Here is a 15,533-nt window from a genome sequence, read left to right on the forward strand (position 1 = left end):
GCACCCGGACCGCTGCCGTGCGGCATACGCCCCGGGACCCGGCCGGGCGGAGGGCACCGCCCGGGGCGTGGCGCGGGCCGGCGGCGTCCCGGCGGGCGCAGGCGCCGGGCCCCTCCTAGATTGGCCCCATGGGGCCGCGTACGGCAGGAGGATGGGCAGGGAACCCGTGAGGAGACCGGAGCTCGATCATGCTGCGCTGTTCGCCGCGACACCGAGCGCTTGCCTGGTCCTGGACCCGGACCTGGTGATCGTCGACGTCAACCAGGCGTACCTCCAGGCAACCGGACGCACCCGGGACGATCTGCTCGGGCAGTACGTCTTCGACGCCTTCCCCGACAACCCCGCCGACCCCGACGCCGAAGGGGTGCAGAACCTGCACCCCTCGCTGAACCGGGTACTGGCTTCCGGGGAGCCCGACACCATGGCGGTCCAGCGCTACGACATCCCCGTGACCGGCCAGCCGGGCCTGTTCGAGGAACGCTGGTGGTCCACCATCAACACCCCGGTCATCGGGCCGGACGGCACGGTGGCATGGATCATCCACCGGGTGGAGGACGTCACGGCGTTCGTGCACTCCCGCCGCTCCCGGCAGATGCCCGGCGGGCAGCTGAGCGAGCGCGAGGAGGCGATGGAGGCCGAGCTGTACGTCCGTGCGCGGGCGCTGCAGCACCTGAACGAGGAGCTGCGCCGGGCCCACGCCCGCGAACGCCAGGTGGCGCTGACCCTCCAGGAGGCCATGCTGCACTCCCCCGACCTCGCCCGGCACCGCGACATCGCGGTGCGCTACCTCCCCGCCATCGGCTCACTGAACATCTGCGGCGACTGGTACGACATCGTCGACCTCGCCGGGCAGGCCTTCGCCGTCGCGGTCGGCGATGTCGTCGGCCACGGCCTGGAGGCCGCCGCCGTGATGGGGATGCTCCGCAGCGCCCTCAGCGCCGCCGCCCGCTCCGTCGAGGGGCCCGCCCAGGCGCTGAAGGTGCTGGGCCTGTACGCCCGCTCCGTCGACAAGGCCCTGGCCACCACCGCCGTGCAGGTGCTGATCGACACCGGCCGTCGCGAGGTCACCTACAGCAGCGCCGGCCACCCGCCCCCCGTCCTGCTGCGCGCCGACGGCACCCACACGCTCCTGGACCAGGCCACCGACCCGCCCCTGGGCGCCCACTTTGAAGACGAGCCCCGCCCGCAGGCCCGCCTTCCGTACGCACCCGGCGACACCCTCGTCCTCTACACCGACGGGCTCGTCGAACGCCGCGACGAGGACATCGACACCAGCCTCGCCCGCCTCACCGACGCCGTCTCCCGCTACAGCCGGTTCAGCCCGGAACGCCTCGCCGACGCGCTGCTGGCACGCCTCGGCGTCAGCGCCGGCGCCCGCGACGACATCGCCCTCGTCATCGTCCGTCTGTAGCCGCGCGGACCCGAAGGCCGCGACGGGAGTCATGCGACGTGTACTCGCCGTCATGGCGGGCGACTCCCCCGCACACCTGGGCAGCTCTCCCCGCCCCGCAACCCGACCAGCGGATGCAGCTACCGGATGCGTCACGCACCATGGGCGTAAGAAGATCCAGATCCTCGAACCGCTCGGGATGACCGATGACAGAGCATCCAGGACTTCCTCGTGCGAACCACCGTCGTGCGCCGCAGGGCCGCTCAGCGCGGCGACCTACCGGAGCCGGCCCGCCCGGCCACCCCCACCGCAGCACACCCGTGGTGACCACCGCGCGGGTCTTCCCAGCCGTGATACCTGCCGTGATCTCTGCCGTGCTCCCCACCGTGATTCTGGCCCTTGTCGTGGTCCTTACCGGCGTCGGCGCGTTCACCGGCACCGCGCGGGCGGACAGCGCCCTTTCCCGGACGACTACGGCTACGGCAGCGGCCCCGGCCGCCAACCGTGCCGTCGCCCCGAGTCAGCCGGCGCCCCAGCCCTCGGATGTGGTCCAGACGTATTTCAACGTCATCAACGACCGTGATTTCGTGGCCGCTTGGGCCATCGGCGGACGGCAGCACATCGCGGGCCGGTCGTACGACGCCTTTGTGGCGTCCTTCAACCGCGTGTCGAAGTTCGACGTCACGATCGTGTCGGTGCAGGGCACCAAGGTTGCGGTCGAGCTGGACGCCACACAGACCGATGAATCCCATCGTCACTACGCCGGCACCTACACCGTGGTGGACGGCGTGATCGTGGCCGCCGACATCCACCCCGAGTGACCGTACGAGTGCCCCGGCTCTCACGCGCTGTCAGAACCTCGCTCCTTTGCACGGCTCTTTGAGCCGGCTCCCTCAGGGCCGGTGTCGTCCGGGGTACGCGGCCGGGGCTGACTTACCGTGGCCGGGTGACAGCAAGTACGGGCAAGCGCGCATGCCGCCGTGACCTGTGGGCGGTTGCCGGTGCGGTGGCGCTGTGTGTGCTGGCGGCGGTCGTGGGACGCGTCATCAACCGGACCATTTACGGTTCCGAGGGCATTCTGCGGCTGGGCTGGCCCCCGTTGTACGCATGGTGGCTGCCGCACGTCGGCCCCGGCACTCCGGCGGCGGTGGCCGTCGCCGCCCTGGTGGTGGTCTACGGGCCGTCGACCGCACGGCGTCTGCCGTGGCGCGGGCTGGTGCCGGCCGTATGGGCAGCGGCGATGGCCTGGACGTGGTCGCTCGCGCTCGTGGACGGGTGGGAGCGCGGCGTCGCGGGGCGGCTGACCACGAGCCTGGAGTACCTGCGGTCCGTCGACGACGTGCACGATGTGGGCGCATTCCTGCGGGACTTCACCCACCACATCCTGGTCGGCTCGCCCGGCATCTGGCCGGCGCATGTGGCCGGTCATCCGCCCGGCGCGCTGCTGACGTTCGTCGGCCTGGACCGGATCGGGCTGGGCGGCGGTGCCTGCGCCGCCGCCTGGTGCCTCACCGTCGGGACCTCCTTCACCGCGGCCGTCCTGGTGACCGTCCGTGCGTGTGGTGGTGAGGAACTGGCGCGCCGGGCCGCCCCGTTCCTCGTGCCGGCTCCCGCGGCGGTATGGATCGGGGTCAGCGCCGACGGCTACTTCGCGGGCGTGGCCGCCTGGGCCCTCGCCCTGCTGGCCCTGGCGGCCACCCGGAGCACACGGGTACCGCGCCTTGCCGCGCTGGGCGCGGGGCTGCTGCTCGGCTGGGCCTGGTACCTGTCCTACGGCCTGACCCTGCTCGTCCTCCCCGGGGCAGCGGTGCTGCTCATCGCGCGCTCGGCCCGCCCGTTGCCCTGGGTGGTTCTGGGCGCGCTGGTGTGGGTGGTGGCGTTCACCTCGGCCGGCTTCTGGTGGCCGGAGGGCTATACGACCCTCGTCGAGCGCTACTACCAAGGCGCCGCGAAGGTACGCCCGTACGGCTACTTCCTCTGGGCGAACCTGGCGGCCCAGGTGCTCAGCGTGGGCCTGGCCACCGTCGCCGGGCTGCGCCGCGCCGCCGGTCCGCTGTGGACCGCGGTACGGGGCATCCGGCGTGAGGCGCCGACCGGGCGGGGTGCCCTCGCCGTTCTGGCCGCGGCCGGGGTGTGCATGCTGCTGCTCGCGGACGTGTCCGGGATGAGCAAGGCGGAGACCGAGCGGATCTGGTTGCCCTTCGCGGTGTGGACGCTGCCCGCGTGTGCGCTGCTGCCACGCCGTTTCCACTCCTCGTGGCTGGCCGCTCAGGGACTCCTCGCCCTGCTGGTCAACCATCTGTTGCTGACCGGCTGGTGACCGTGGCCGGCCGCCACCGCTGACGACCGGAGGCGCACCGCACGCGCGTCTACTCCTTCCGCTCCGGGGGCGCCGGCGGAGGCGGAGCCGGGGGAGGCTGGGCCGGAGGAGCAGGCGGTGGTGGCGGCGAAGGAGGTGGTGCCGGGGGTGGTGCCGGAGGCAGCGGACTCTCGGAGGGCGCACCGGCCGCGTACGCACGCCACAGCGCGAACAGCAGACACACCGCGGAGGCCGCGAAGAGCGCCGCCGAGATCAGCAGCCAACGGCCCCAGAACACGTCGGACGGCAGGGCGGTGTACAGCGAGAACTCCGGGACCCTCCGCAGGATGAGCGGATACCACACCAACAGCAGCAGGAGGGCGACGAAGGCGGGCACCCGGAGGTAGTTGATGCCGCCTGCCGCCACGGGCGGCGGAGTGTCCGCGGGCACCGGGGCTTCCGCGTCGCGCCGCCGACGGCGCGGGTGCCGGACGAGGCGTTGTGCCACGCGGTCGGTGACGGTGTAGAGGGGCAGGAACACCAGGTCGTGCAGGAGGGCCGCGCCGACGAACCAGAGGAGGACACCGAGGGTGTCTCCGGCGAGCAGTCGTACGCCCGCGTACCCGGCCAGGAAGAAGGAGCACAGGACGAGCAGGAGGTGGAGCGAGGACGCCCCGTAGCGGGCGCGGAAGCCCTTCACGGTGTGTCCCCGAAGGCCCCGAAGGTGAGCCGGGTGACCCATTTGGTGTTGTGCACACCGGGGTTGGCGGGGACGATGATGCGCGCCGGGTATCCGTGGTCCGGGGAGAGGTCGGCGCCGTTGACCCGCAGGGCCAGCAACGATCTGGCATCGCGTACCTGGTTGTCGCGCAGCTGCGTCGAGCGGAAGGCGCCGGCACGCTGCACGGACTCGACGAAGACGCCCGGTGTGCCGTGGCGCAGTCCGACGAGGGCGGCGAGTTCCGTCAGCCGGACGCCGCTCCAGTGCTGGTCGTCGGTGGACCAGCCCTCGACGCAGGCGATGGGCAAGGCGGCCGTGTGCTGAGGGAGGGCGAGGAGCTGTGCGCGGGTGCAGCTCTTCTCCCGGCCGTTGCCCCGTACGACCAGCCGCCACTCGGGGCCGATGTCGCGGGCCCGGATCCCGACACTCGCCGCGGTCTTGTTGATCTGGAAGCCGTTGGGCCCCCGCCCCGGCTCCTGGCCGCGCGGAGCCAGCAGGGCGGTGCGGCGGAGGGAGCCGCCGATGCTCTGGCCGGCCGTGACGAGGAGCAGGCCCAGCGATCCCGCGCCCACCAGACCGAGAGCGCCCCGCCGCGACATGGTGACCGGCGCGGGGTGCGGGGTCACCAGCCCGGTGCTGTCGGGCGGTTCGCCGGCCGTCCGGGCGGCGGGGGTGTTCAGCTCGGTGCGCAGGCGGCGGCTGCGCAGGGCCTTCGCCATCACGGGGACGCGGAAGGCGATATGGACGAGGAAGGCACCGATGAACACCCAGGCGCCGTAGAAATGCAGGGTGTAGAAGGAACCCGGGAAGATGTAGTGCAACTGGATGTTCAGCACCCCGGTGACGAACTCGAACAGCGCCCCGCCCACGAGAAGCAGCAGCGAAAGCCGTTCCAGCGCATGGCTCGGTGAGCGCAGCGGCGGCCAGGAGAACAGCTTCGGGATGACCGACCACAGCTTCGCCAGCAGCACGGGGATCAGCACCACACCGAGCGTGACATGGATGCCCTGGGTGAGGCGGTAGAGCCAGTACGGACTGGTCGGCCAGGAGAAGAGGTAGAAGCCGAGCCAGCCCTTGCCCGGTGTCTGGTCGTTACCGGGAGCGAGATCGGGGTTGTAGGCGGCGTAGGACAGCAGTCCGGTGACGAAGAGCACCGGGATGCCGACGAGCAGCACCAGCCCGAACACCGAGGTCAGCCAGGGTCCCCGCAGGGGGCTGCGCCAGAACGCGGGGCGCGCGGGACCGGGCGGCGGACCGCCTGGCCGGCGAGGAGGGCCGGCGGCGGGGTGGTGCGGCCCGTCGTCGTGGTCGCGCGGCTCCATGGCATCCCTCCGCCGTTTCCTGGCCGGCTCGGCCGACCGCCCAGGGACACGATATGCACCAAGAGGCGCATATCACGTGAACCAGGACGTTCCGCCGATCGTGCGGCACTGCCTGCCGAGGAATGGCTTGCCGGTTGCGCGCCCTACTCCGAAGCGCCCCGCTCCGGAGCTCCCCGCTCCTGCCCGGAGGTGTCGTCCCGCAGGTAGGCGAGCCGGTCGACCACCTCGACGACCCCGTCGACGCTTTCGCACAGCCGCACGGCAATCGGGACCAGGCTCTTGTGGTCCACCGTGCCGGTGAGCGTCACGGTGCCGTCCGCGACATCGACCGTGACGGCGGACGGGGACACCCCGAGCGTGCGCGTCAGCACCTCCTCCAGCACTTCCTCCTGGATGGCACGGTCCCGGCGCAGAAACAGCCGCACCAGGTCACTGCGGCTGATCACACCGATGAGACGGCCGGTGTCATCGACCACGGGCAGCCGCTTGACCTTCTTCCTCTCCATCGTCCTGGCCGCTTCGACGACGCTCCACTCCGGCCGGGCCACCACGGCGGGGCTCGTCATGATCGCTTCAGCGGTGGTCGCCCCGAGCTTGGCGAGCTGCCGGCGCAGCAGATCGGCCTCGGACACCACGCCCACCGGCCGCTCGTCCTCGTCGAGGACCGGGACGGCGGTGATGTCGTACTCGTCGAGCAGGTGGGCGATCTCCTTGAACGGAGTGCCCCGCTGGACGACGACGGCGTGCGGTGTCATCAGGTCGGCAACGCTGCGGTGCCTCATCTTCGGCCAGTCCCTCCGGGTGGTGCACGGGCCGGATCTCACCGACCTCACGGGCGGGGAATCCGGTACGGACAAGCCTGCCTCGCACCGGTGCGGTGTGCGCGGGGCCCGACGGGTCCGGCGCGTCCCCGGCCACGCGCGCTCGCCGGGGACCGGTCATTCGTGCGGGACCACCGCGATCGGGCAGGTCACATGGTGGATGGCGGCGTGCGCCACCGGGCCGACGCGTGGCGCGAGCGGGGGACGGTGCAGTTTGCAGCCGACCACCAGCAGTTCGGCCCCGAAGACCGACTGGACCAGGGCCCGGGTCGGATTCTCCGGCAGAACGGTCCGCTGCACCGTCACGTCGGGGAATCGCTCACACCACGGACCCAACGCGTCCTGCAGCTCGGCATCCGCTTCCTTGGTGAGTTCCGTCGCGGCATCGGGGTCCAGGCCCCACGGGGTGTAGGCCTGCACGGGGAACGGACGCCCGTGAACGGCCTGCAGCGCAAGCCCCCGGCTCGCCGCGGCGTCGAAGGCGAAGCCGAGCATCCGCTCGCACGGGCCGTTCAGGCTGAGGCCGGCGACGACCCGCGCTTCGGGGGCGGACGGCAGGCCGCCCGGCCGTCCGTGGCGCGGGGGTTTTCTGCGCCCGCCCTCCTCCCGGACGAGGACGACCGGCCCTTTGGCCCGGCCCACCACGTTCAGGCTCACATCGCCGAGTACGTAGCTCTCCCACGGCCCGAGCGCCCGCGATCCGAGCACGACCATCCGCGAGTCGCCGGCCGCGCCCAGCAGCGCCGGTTCGGCCTCCGCCCCCACCAGGTCCTCGATGATCCGCAGGCCCGGACGGCGTTCGCGCACCTCGTCCCGGGCCCGGCGCACGACCTCCCGGGCGCCGGCGTTCCGGTCCCGGTCCGCGGACGCGTGCGGCGCCTCGGCGGCCAGCAGTATCCACGCATGGAGAAGCCGCAGCGCCCACTGCCGCCGGTCCGCTTCGTCAGCGGCCCAGTGCGCGGCCGCCAGGCTCTCCGGCGAGCCGTCGACTCCCACGGTGATGACTTCCGGCTCCATGGCCGCCTCCGACCGGGTACGACGTCTCCGCCCCACCTCCCCATCGTGGCCCGGATCACCGCGGCCTGCCACGCCGTACGGGGCCCGCTGCCGCGGCCGGTGACACCGGGCCCCACCCGCCGCTGCGACCGGTCCGGGGGCCGTGGACGCCGGACATCTGCCGGTCCGGCAGGGATTTTCCGGCCGGAATGGGCGGGAGCAACAGCCGCGCGGGGCCGCTGGTGCCGTGCTACTGTCGATCTCAGTTGCAGTTGTGGTTCCCAAAGACTTCACGCTACCTCGTCGGCTTTCCAGGCCGGCGGGAACGCTTTTGTATTTCCGGTTTTCCGGAGGGGCAATCATCGCGGCGACGCGGGGTCCGCACAGTGCGGCCCCGGGCACTGCCCCGAAGGAGATATGACATGGCTACCGGCACCGTGAAGTGGTTCAACTCGGAAAAGGGTTTCGGCTTCATCGAGCAGGACGGCGGCGGCGCTGACGTCTTCGCCCACTACTCGAACATCGCCACCCAGGGCTTCCGTGAGCTGCAGGAGGGCCAGAAGGTGACCTTCGACGTCACGCAGGGCCAGAAGGGCCCGCAGGCCGAGAACATCCTCCCCGCCTGACACTGACGCGTCACACCGCAGCTGGGGCCCGCACCTTGGGTGCGGGCCCCAGCTCGTTGCCCTTTGCGGAATGCGCTGTGCGTGCCGTCGCGGCCGCACGAGCGACAGGGGGCAGCCTGCTCGGCGCCGAACCGCTGCCCGCTGCGGCAGCACGGCAGTCCGTCCGGTTCCGTGCTCCGGCACCGTGTCCGCCTCCCTTTGCGGCGGCGCTTTTTCACGCGTCGGCGGTCGATTCCGCCCCGCCTCGTTCCATCTGTTTTCTACGGTCCGTGCTGCGATTCTTTTGTGTGTGGCTGAAAGCTGCCGGGAATTCTTCGACGTACCGCATCGAGGAAGGTTCTTCATGAACCGCACAGCTCGCCCGAACGACCGCTCCTCCCGGAACCGTTCCAACGGCTCCGCCGGCTCCGGCCGCGGCGGCTACCGCTCGCAGGCGTCGAACCGGTCCGGTGCCAAGCGGCGCCGGCCCGCCGCACGACCGGAAGAGTTCGCGCTGCCCGTCACGCACACCCCCGCACTGCCCCCGGCCGAGGACTTCGCCGCCCTGGACATGCCGCCCGCGCTGCTGGCGGCGCTGACCGCGGAAGGGGTGACGTCCCCCTTCCCGATCCAGGCCGCCACGCTGCCGAACTCGCTGGCCGGCCGCGACGTGCTGGGCCGTGGGCGCACCGGCTCGGGCAAGACGCTCGCCTTCGGTCTGGCCCTGCTGGCCCGTACCGCCGGGCAGCGCGCCGAGCCCGGGCGGCCGCTCGCCCTGGTGCTGGTCCCCACCCGCGAGCTGGCGCAGCAGGTCACCGATGCGCTGACCCCCTACGCCCGGTCGCTGTCGCTGCGGCTGGCCACCGTCGTCGGCGGGATGTCGATCGGCCGGCAGGCGAGTGCGCTGCGCGCCGGTGCCGAAGTGCTCGTCGCGACGCCGGGCCGGCTCAAGGACCTCATCGGCCGGGGTGACTGCCGCCTGAACCAGGTCGCCATCACCGTGCTGGACGAGGCCGACCAGATGGCCGACATGGGCTTCATGCCCCAGGTCACCGCCCTGCTCGACCAGGTCCGTCCCGAGGGGCAGCGGATGCTCTTCTCGGCCACCCTGGACCGCAACGTCGACCTGCTGGTCCGGCGCTACCTGACCGACCCCGTGGTCCACTCCGTCGACCCCTCGGCGGGTGCCGTCACCACGATGGAGCACCACCTGCTGCATGTCCGCGACGCCGACAAGCACGCCACCACGACGGAGATCGCCGCGCGTGAGGGCCGGTCGATCATGTTCCTGGACACCAAGCGCGCCGTGGACAAGCTCACCAAGCACCTGCTGAACAGCGGTGTGCGCGCCGCGGCACTGCACGGCGGCAAGTCCCAGCCCCAGCGCACCCGGACCCTGGCCCAGTTCAAGACCGGCCAGGTCACGGTCCTGGTGGCCACCAACGTCGCGGCCCGCGGCATCCACGTCGACAACCTCGACCTCGTCGTCAACGTCGACCCGCCCACGGACCACAAGGACTACCTGCACCGCGGTGGCCGTACCGCGCGGGCCGGCGAGTCCGGCAGCGTCGTCACCCTCGTCCTGCCCAGCCAGCGCCGCGAGATGGACCGCTTGATGGCCGACGCGGGTATCACCCCGCAGTCCACCCAGGTCCGCTCCGGGGAGGCCGAGCTGAGCCGCATCACCGGCGCCCAGGCCCCTTCCGGGGTTCCCGTCACCATCGCCGCACCGGTCGTCGAGCGTCCAAAGCGCAGCGGCTCCTCCACCCGCGGCCGCCGCAGCCGCTCCGCCCAGGCCCGTCGCTCCGCAGGATCGCCCCGTACCGCGACCGGGGCGTCCCCGCGGCAGCGGTCCGGCGGCAAGGCGTCATGACCACCCGCTCCGCCCGCCCGTTTCCGGCTTCTCCTCGACCCTGAAGAGGCACTATGCGCGTCGTCATCGCCCGTTTCCCCTTCGACTTGATCAAGACCGAGGTGCAGGATGCGATGAAGGGCATCAAGCCCGAGCCCGTCACGGGTGAGTCCGTGCAGATCGGCAGCCGTCACTACCCCGTCAAGCAGGTCGGGGAGGTCATCACCGGGCAGGACCGTCGTGACTTCACGGCCGGCGAGGTGACCCGGGCGATGACCCGCCTCGGGTTCACCTGCCGCCCCGCGGCCCCGGCCGCCCGCACCCCGCTCGAGGAGGCGTCGGACCTGCTCCAGGGGCCGGCGTCCCCTGACCGGACTCCGGAAGCCTGACACCCCGGCAGCACTGCGGCACAGCAACACAGCGGCATGGCGTCACCGTGGCATGGCGTCACCGTCACGGCTGATGACGTCATGCCGTTGTGCCGTTGTGCCGTTCCTTTATGCCGTCTGGCGAGCCGTCAGCGCTCAGCGGTCGGAGTAGCGGAAGTCGCCCACCGTCCAGGCGCCCACATCCTCGATCGCGACGCGGTACATCCCGCCGGTCTCGGGGAGGCCGAAGCTTCCCTGCAGGATCCTCGCCACATGGAAGTGCAGATGGGTGGGCGGACCGCTCCGGTGGGGCGGGCGGGAGTGCGTACCGGCTGAGGAGAAGAGCGAGGAGAACGGCCCCAGCCGTTCCGATCCCTCAAGGACCTCGGCCACGCGTTGCCGCCACACGGCCTCGGGCGCCAACCGCCCGGTGAGGACGGCGCCTTGGACCGCAACGGTGAGGGACATCTGGTTGCTCTGCTCCGACTCCACCATGGCGGCGATGTCGACGAGCAGTTCGTCGGGCTTCGACATGGCAGCAGACTTTACTGCCGTGACCGGCCCTTGGCAGCACATGCGCGCGAGAGCCGCGCCGCTTCCCCCGGAGTGCCGGAGCCCTTACGGGGTACCCGTCCGAACGGGGCGGGCGGGGTGCCCGTCGAGCAGGAAGGGAAGCGGCGGATGGCCATAGCCAAGACCAGCGTCCTGGTACTGGATTGCGCGGAGCACGCGGCGCTGGCGGATTTCTACGCGCAGTTCCTCGGCGGAGAGGTGCGGGTCGGGACCAGCCCGGACTACATCGAGGTCGTCGAAGGCGGCACCGTCCATCTCGCGATACGGCGGGACCGCGGTGCGGCGCCGCCGAGTTGGCCCCGGCCCGATGACTCACAACAGGCGCATCTGCACTTCCTCGTCCCGCAGGACAACATGGACGAGGCGGAGCGCGAGGCGGTCAGCCTGGGGGCACGGCCCTTGCAGACCCGCGAGAACGGCGGGCCGTACGACGCCCGCCGCTACTCGGACCCCGCGGGCCACCCCTTCGTGCTCGCCGCGAGCGAAGGGCACTCCCTGGGGCAGGCGAACTGAGGCGCGCCGCGAACAGGCCGCGGGCCGGGACCCTTGCCCAGGGTTCCGGCCCGCTCGGTAGGCACGGAAGGGGTTCTGGCAGCACCCGTCGAGGACGGTGCCGTGGCCCTCAAGGGTTCTGCGGGTCGACCCCCGTGTGGGCTTCGGTGTCCCGGCCGCCGCTGGGGCGGCGCGAAGGACCCTTCGGCCCCATGTCCCGCATGCCCTTCTCATCGCTCTTGGCAGCGTGCTTCTCGCCGCTGCGCGTCTCGCTCTCCACTTCGCTCGCCGGCGGCACCTTCTCCTGCCCGGACGTCTCCTTGCTGCGGTCCTTCCCGGGCGCATAGCGCTCGGGGTGGAACGACCTGTGCGCGCTCTCGTTCTTCTGCTGCTCGGTCTGGTCGACATCGGGCGACCAGCCGTGCTGCTCGGTGCCCTTGTGCGTACTGGGGCCCTCACCCGTCCTCGGGTGCGACTTCCGGTCCTTGGTCATGTCTGCTCCCTTGGTTGGCGTCGCCAACGGGCGGCGCCGTCCCGCGCCCCACGCGGTGGCCGACCGGCCTGCGCAGGGGCGGCAAGCCCTCGCGTCCTGCAGTCCTCCGGCCCGTGTGCCGTGCTCATGCCGCTATGACCCACGCGCCGAAGACTCCCCCACGTCCAGCCTGCGGGCCGACCGGATCATCCGCATCTCAGCCAGGGCGCCGATACGTGGTCGCGGGGTCACCCTCCGTCCCTGCGAGTCCTCCCGGCCCGTGCACCGGGCAGGCAGCCTTCGTAGGGACGGTGGTCCGTCGCCGGGCTCGTCCGCTCGGATCAGGCGGTCCGGTGGTGGTGCTCCTTGCGCCGGTGCAGTACCAGGAAGGTGCCGGTGACGCCTGCCGCGACCACGGCCGCGCCGACACCCACCGGGAGCAGGGGGAAGCCGGACGGTTCGCCGGCCGAGGCCAGGTTCTCCAGCGAGGCGCCCGGGTCGATGGTCGTGGCGACCGGTGCGACGGGCCGGATCGGGCCGACCGACTTGACCGAGCCGTCCGCGTTGAGCAGCACCTGCTTGTTATTGGGGTGCCGGAAGTCGAACATGCCGTTCAGTGAGCCGGCCCGGGCGTCGAAGGAGGCATCACCGATCCGGCCGGTGTGCCAGTTGTTCTCGATGAACTTGATGATCGAGGTCTGCTCGGTCCGGGTGTGGTCGATCTTGTTGACCCTGCTGTACGGGGAGATGACCAGCAGCGGCTGCCGGGTGCCGGGGCCGCAGCGGTCCGCATAGCCGCCGGCGGCCGCGGGACCCGCCTGGCAGGCGGGGCTGTCGGTGGCCTTGCCGTTGGAGCCGGTGGAGGTGTCCGTGGAGCCGTTGCGCGGCTTGGCGAAGGCGTGGTCGTACCAGCCGTCGGAGTCGTCATAGGCGACGACGACGGCGGTGTCCTTCCACTGCGGCGACTGCTGGATGCGGTTGATCCGGTCGACGAGGAAGTGCTGTTCGTCGACCGGGTCGGAGTAGGACGCGTGGGCGTCCTGGTACTCGGGGGCCTTGAGGAAGCTGACGGCCGGCAGCTTGCCCGCCTTGAGGACGGCGTCGAAATCGCTCAGGTCGTAGTTGTGGTTGGCCCGCCCGGCGTGCCCGACCTCGTCGACGCTCTTCGGCGGCAGATGGTGCGGGTTGGCGGTCGACTTGTAGTACTCGAACGGGTTGTGGTGCGGGCTGTAGTCGACGACCGCCGCTCCCCCGACGTTGGTGTGCGTGGTCCCGCCGCACTTGGCGTAGTGGTCCGGCTTGCCGTCCCATCCGGTGCCGGGCCGGAAGCCGCCCTGGAACCATCCCCAGCTGACATGACGGGAGTTGAGGACGTCGCCGATGTTGCGCCCCTTCATGGCGGCGACCGCGTTCTTGCCGGTGTGGTCCTTGTTGGAGCAGTCGTCGTATGCCGGGTCCGGGTCGTTGATCATCGTGCCGACGCCCCGTGCGTCGGGTGACTGCACGGCGTACGCGTCGGGGGTGGCGGTCCGCCGCGGGGCTTCGGTGCCGGAGGCAGGGTCCATGGAGACGACGCCGTGGGTCTGGCCGGAGACCAGGTTGATGGCGCCCGGGGTGGAGGGGCCGTAGACCGAGCTGAAGGAGCGGTCGCCGAGGGAGTAGTGCTGGGCGTAGTTCCACAGGCCGGTGACGGTGTTGCCGTCGTAGTAGTCCATCACCAGGCCGGGCTCGCCGTAGAGCCCGCCGGAGCACTTGCCGGAGTCGGTGTTCTGGACGAACCGGTCGGCCTTGCCGCCGTTGTACGCGTACTGCTCGGGCCCGTAGTCGTGGGTCTGGTCGCAGGTCATGGCCTGCTGTGGCGTGAGGCGCTTGGGCGCGTACTGGTTGGGGTTGTGCTTCAGCAGCCCGGCGGTGCGCAGGTTGTCGATGTCCCGGGGCGTGTGCGGGGAGGCGGTGAACTTGGTGCCGTCGGTGTTGGCGGCCTTCGGGTAGGTCGCGAAGTAGTGGTCGAACGAGATGTTCTCGTCGAAGAGCACGACCACGTGCTTGACGGGCGTGGCCGTACGGGAGGAATCGGGGTGCTGCGGCCCGGCGGCCCATGAGGGCGCACCCGCGCCCAGGACCGTGAGGGCCGCGGCACCCGTGAGGGCCCCCAGACGCCGTATTACTGCTCGTCTTCCCCTACTGGCCATGCTGGTTCACCCTCCGGGCCGGGACGTGATGGTGCTGTACGGCGGGATGCTCTGCCGGGCGGACGGCGGTCCGGCAGAGCCATCATGACGCTGGAGTGAACAGTGAGTCAGGTATGCCAGGACAAACCTTGACCGGGTGTTGACCCTTCGAAGGACAACGGCATCCGCTGTTTCAGGCCAGCAGGGCCCGGCCGTACCAGTCCTTCTCCTCGCGCACGCCCGGCAGCGCGAAGAAGTAGCCGCCCCCGAAGGGCGAGATGTAGTCCGTCAGCGGCTCGCCGGCCAGCCGTCGTTGTACGGTCTCGAACTGGCGGGCGAGGTCGCGCTGGTAGCAGCAGAACAGCAGGCCCATGTCGAGATTCCCGTTGCTGTCCATGCCCCTGTCGTAGTTGTAGGCCCGGCGCAGGATCCGCTGGCCGGCGCTGGACGGGGTGCGTGGATTGGCCAGCCGGATATGGCTGTCCAGGGGGATCACCTCGCCCTTGGGGTCGCCCGGATAGTCGGGGGTGTCGTGTTCCCGGTCGCCGTCCAGCGGCGCCCCGGTCTCCCGGGAGCGGCCGAACATGCGCTCCTGCTCGGTCAGCGACACCCGGTCCCAGAACTCCACCAGCATGCGGATCAGCCGCACCACCTGGTAGCTGCCGCCGACCGCCCACTCCGGCTCACCGTCCCGTGCGCCGACCCACACCAGGCGGTCCATCTCCCGGGCGGCGCGGGCATCGGGGTTGGCCGTGCCGTCCTTGAAGCCCATGAGGTTGCGCGGCGTCCCGGACGGCCGGGGCGGGCTGGTGAACCCGTCCAGCCGCCAGCGCACCTGCATGCCGCCCCGGGTGTGCCGGGCGATATCACGCAGGGCGTGCAGCACGGTGTCCGTGTCGTCCGCGCACAGTTGGAGGCTCAGGTCGCCGTGGCACCAGTCGGACCGCAGGTCGTCGTCGGGGAAGGGGGGCATGGCGGTCAGCCGGCGCGGCGCCCGCCCGTGCAGCCCGAACCGGTCGTCGAACAGCGACGCGCCCACGGCGAGGGTCACCGACAGCCCGCCCGCGGGGACCTGGGCGCCCAGGAGGCCCGAATCGGTGGGCGGACCGGTGATGCCCACCGGCTCCGGTATCCCGCCGCCGGTCAGGAACCGGGCACGTGCGGTGACGGTACGCATCAGCTCGGCAAGTTCCCGGCGGTTCTGCGCGGTCACATCGAACGCGGTGTACGCCGTGACCCGGCGGGGCGGCGCGAGTACGGAGGCCTGGCGCGGGCCGTGGAAGGGCACCCGTGATGCGGCCCCGGGGACCGGCCCGGGGCCGGTCATCAGGGCCGGTGCACCGGCCTGGTGCGGGCCGTCGTCGGCGGACGCGGCACCACCGGCCGCGAGTCCGGCCCCGGCGAGCGCCGCTCCCCGGAGGAAGCCCCGCCGGCCGACACCGCTCATGTCC

The 15,533-nt window shown here is 71.6% G+C and carries 15 protein-coding genes; 7 read left to right on the forward strand and 8 right to left on the reverse strand.

Annotation, left to right across the window (positions count from 1 at the left end; all coding sequences use genetic code 11):
- Positions 1-151: 151 nt before the first annotated feature.
- From ABZ851_RS21475 to ABZ851_RS21485, 3 genes are all read left to right on the forward strand, one after another.
- On the forward strand, positions 152-1,411 hold the full coding sequence (locus tag ABZ851_RS21475) for a SpoIIE family protein phosphatase (protein WP_361129908.1): 1,260 nt from the start codon (positions 152-154) through the stop codon (positions 1,409-1,411).
- Between the two features lie 341 nt (positions 1,412-1,752).
- Positions 1,753-2,211 carry a hypothetical protein gene (locus ABZ851_RS21480; protein WP_361129911.1) on the forward strand — a complete coding sequence of 153 codons (459 nt, stop codon included), beginning with the start codon at positions 1,753-1,755 and terminating at the stop codon, positions 2,209-2,211.
- Between the two features lie 125 nt (positions 2,212-2,336).
- Positions 2,337-3,710, forward strand: coding sequence for a hypothetical protein (locus ABZ851_RS21485; protein ID WP_361129914.1), 1,374 nt, complete (start codon positions 2,337-2,339; stop codon positions 3,708-3,710).
- 49 nt (positions 3,711-3,759) lie between these two features.
- On the opposite strand, the gene ABZ851_RS21490 is transcribed toward ABZ851_RS21485, so the two are convergent.
- From ABZ851_RS21490 to ABZ851_RS21505, 4 genes are all read right to left on the reverse strand, one after another.
- Positions 3,760-4,389, reverse strand: a complete 630-nt coding sequence (locus tag ABZ851_RS21490) for a hypothetical protein (RefSeq protein WP_361129917.1) — start codon at positions 4,387-4,389, stop codon at positions 3,760-3,762.
- Positions 4,386-5,732 carry a molybdopterin-dependent oxidoreductase gene (locus ABZ851_RS21495; protein ID WP_336051833.1) on the reverse strand — a complete coding sequence of 449 codons (1,347 nt, stop codon included), beginning with the start codon at positions 5,730-5,732 and terminating at the stop codon, positions 4,386-4,388. The genes ABZ851_RS21490 and ABZ851_RS21495 overlap by 4 nt, the downstream gene beginning before the upstream one ends.
- 143 nt (positions 5,733-5,875) lie before the next feature.
- Positions 5,876-6,514, reverse strand: coding sequence for a CBS domain-containing protein (locus ABZ851_RS21500; RefSeq protein WP_361129920.1), 639 nt, complete (start codon positions 6,512-6,514; stop codon positions 5,876-5,878).
- A 156-nt stretch (positions 6,515-6,670) separates the two neighbouring features.
- Positions 6,671-7,570 (reverse strand): universal stress protein, encoded by a 900-nt coding sequence (locus ABZ851_RS21505; RefSeq protein ID WP_361129923.1) that lies wholly within the window; start codon positions 7,568-7,570, stop codon positions 6,671-6,673.
- 401 nt (positions 7,571-7,971) lie between these two features.
- Between ABZ851_RS21505 and ABZ851_RS21510 the strand changes: the two genes are divergently transcribed.
- The 3 genes from ABZ851_RS21510 to ABZ851_RS21520 all read left to right on the forward strand — a co-directional run bounded on the left by ABZ851_RS21510 (position 7,972) and on the right by ABZ851_RS21520 (position 10,395).
- Positions 7,972-8,175 (forward strand): cold-shock protein, encoded by a 204-nt coding sequence (locus ABZ851_RS21510; protein WP_042152846.1) that lies wholly within the window; start codon positions 7,972-7,974, stop codon positions 8,173-8,175.
- A 343-nt stretch (positions 8,176-8,518) separates the two neighbouring features.
- Positions 8,519-10,027 (forward strand): DEAD/DEAH box helicase, encoded by a 1,509-nt coding sequence (locus ABZ851_RS21515; protein ID WP_361129926.1) that lies wholly within the window; start codon positions 8,519-8,521, stop codon positions 10,025-10,027.
- A 53-nt stretch (positions 10,028-10,080) separates the two neighbouring features.
- Positions 10,081-10,395, forward strand: a complete 315-nt coding sequence (locus ABZ851_RS21520; protein WP_361129929.1) for an SCO5918 family protein — start codon at positions 10,081-10,083, stop codon at positions 10,393-10,395.
- Between the two features lie 135 nt (positions 10,396-10,530).
- Here the strand turns inward: ABZ851_RS21520 and ABZ851_RS21525 are convergent, their stop codons facing one another.
- Positions 10,531-10,908 (reverse strand): hypothetical protein, encoded by a 378-nt coding sequence (locus ABZ851_RS21525; protein WP_361129932.1) that lies wholly within the window; start codon positions 10,906-10,908, stop codon positions 10,531-10,533.
- Between the two features lie 147 nt (positions 10,909-11,055).
- Between ABZ851_RS21525 and ABZ851_RS21530 the strand changes: the two genes are divergently transcribed.
- Positions 11,056-11,460, forward strand: a complete 405-nt coding sequence (locus ABZ851_RS21530; protein WP_088796157.1) for a VOC family protein — start codon at positions 11,056-11,058, stop codon at positions 11,458-11,460.
- A gap of 109 nt (positions 11,461-11,569) precedes the next feature.
- On the opposite strand, the gene ABZ851_RS21535 is transcribed toward ABZ851_RS21530, so the two are convergent.
- The 3 genes from ABZ851_RS21535 to efeB all read right to left on the reverse strand — a co-directional run bounded on the left by ABZ851_RS21535 (position 11,570) and on the right by efeB (position 15,529).
- Positions 11,570-11,932, reverse strand: a complete 363-nt coding sequence (locus ABZ851_RS21535) for a hypothetical protein (protein ID WP_361129935.1) — start codon at positions 11,930-11,932, stop codon at positions 11,570-11,572.
- A gap of 320 nt (positions 11,933-12,252) precedes the next feature.
- Entirely contained in the window at positions 12,253-14,103 is a 1,851-nt protein-coding gene (locus ABZ851_RS21540) for an alkaline phosphatase family protein (RefSeq protein WP_361129938.1), read from the reverse strand.
- Between the two features lie 172 nt (positions 14,104-14,275).
- Positions 14,276-15,529, reverse strand: coding sequence for an iron uptake transporter deferrochelatase/peroxidase subunit (gene efeB / locus ABZ851_RS21545; RefSeq protein WP_361130187.1), 1,254 nt, complete (start codon positions 15,527-15,529; stop codon positions 14,276-14,278).
- Between the last annotated feature and the right edge of the window lie 4 nt (positions 15,530-15,533).

The organism is Streptomyces sp. NPDC047049 (genome assembly GCF_040643995.1).
In the GTDB taxonomy this organism is placed as follows: Bacteria; Actinomycetota; Actinomycetes; order Streptomycetales; family Streptomycetaceae; genus Streptomyces; species Streptomyces mooreae.

Bases quoted from the DNA above. Each gene is read 5' to 3' on its own strand.
- ABZ851_RS21475 (WP_361129908.1), top strand. From the start codon at position 152: ATGGGCAGGGAACCCGTGAGGAGACCGGAGCTCGATCATGCTGCGCTG.
- ABZ851_RS21495 (WP_336051833.1), bottom strand. From the start codon at position 5,732: ATGGAGCCGCGCGACCACGACGACGGGCCGCACCACCCCGCCGCCGGC.
- efeB (WP_361130187.1), bottom strand. From the start codon at position 15,529: ATGAGCGGTGTCGGCCGGCGGGGCTTCCTCCGGGGAGCGGCGCTCGCC.
- ABZ851_RS21530 (WP_088796157.1), top strand. From the start codon at position 11,056: ATGGCCATAGCCAAGACCAGCGTCCTGGTACTGGATTGCGCGGAGCAC.
- ABZ851_RS21500 (WP_361129920.1), bottom strand. From the start codon at position 6,514: ATGAGGCACCGCAGCGTTGCCGACCTGATGACACCGCACGCCGTCGTC.
- ABZ851_RS21535 (WP_361129935.1), bottom strand. From the start codon at position 11,932: ATGACCAAGGACCGGAAGTCGCACCCGAGGACGGGTGAGGGCCCCAGT.
- ABZ851_RS21540 (WP_361129938.1), bottom strand. From the start codon at position 14,103: ATGGCCAGTAGGGGAAGACGAGCAGTAATACGGCGTCTGGGGGCCCTC.
- ABZ851_RS21525 (WP_361129932.1), bottom strand. From the start codon at position 10,908: ATGTCGAAGCCCGACGAACTGCTCGTCGACATCGCCGCCATGGTGGAG.
- ABZ851_RS21520 (WP_361129929.1), top strand. From the start codon at position 10,081: ATGCGCGTCGTCATCGCCCGTTTCCCCTTCGACTTGATCAAGACCGAG.
- ABZ851_RS21505 (WP_361129923.1), bottom strand. From the start codon at position 7,570: ATGGAGCCGGAAGTCATCACCGTGGGAGTCGACGGCTCGCCGGAGAGC.
- ABZ851_RS21515 (WP_361129926.1), top strand. From the start codon at position 8,519: ATGAACCGCACAGCTCGCCCGAACGACCGCTCCTCCCGGAACCGTTCC.
- ABZ851_RS21510 (WP_042152846.1), top strand. From the start codon at position 7,972: ATGGCTACCGGCACCGTGAAGTGGTTCAACTCGGAAAAGGGTTTCGGC.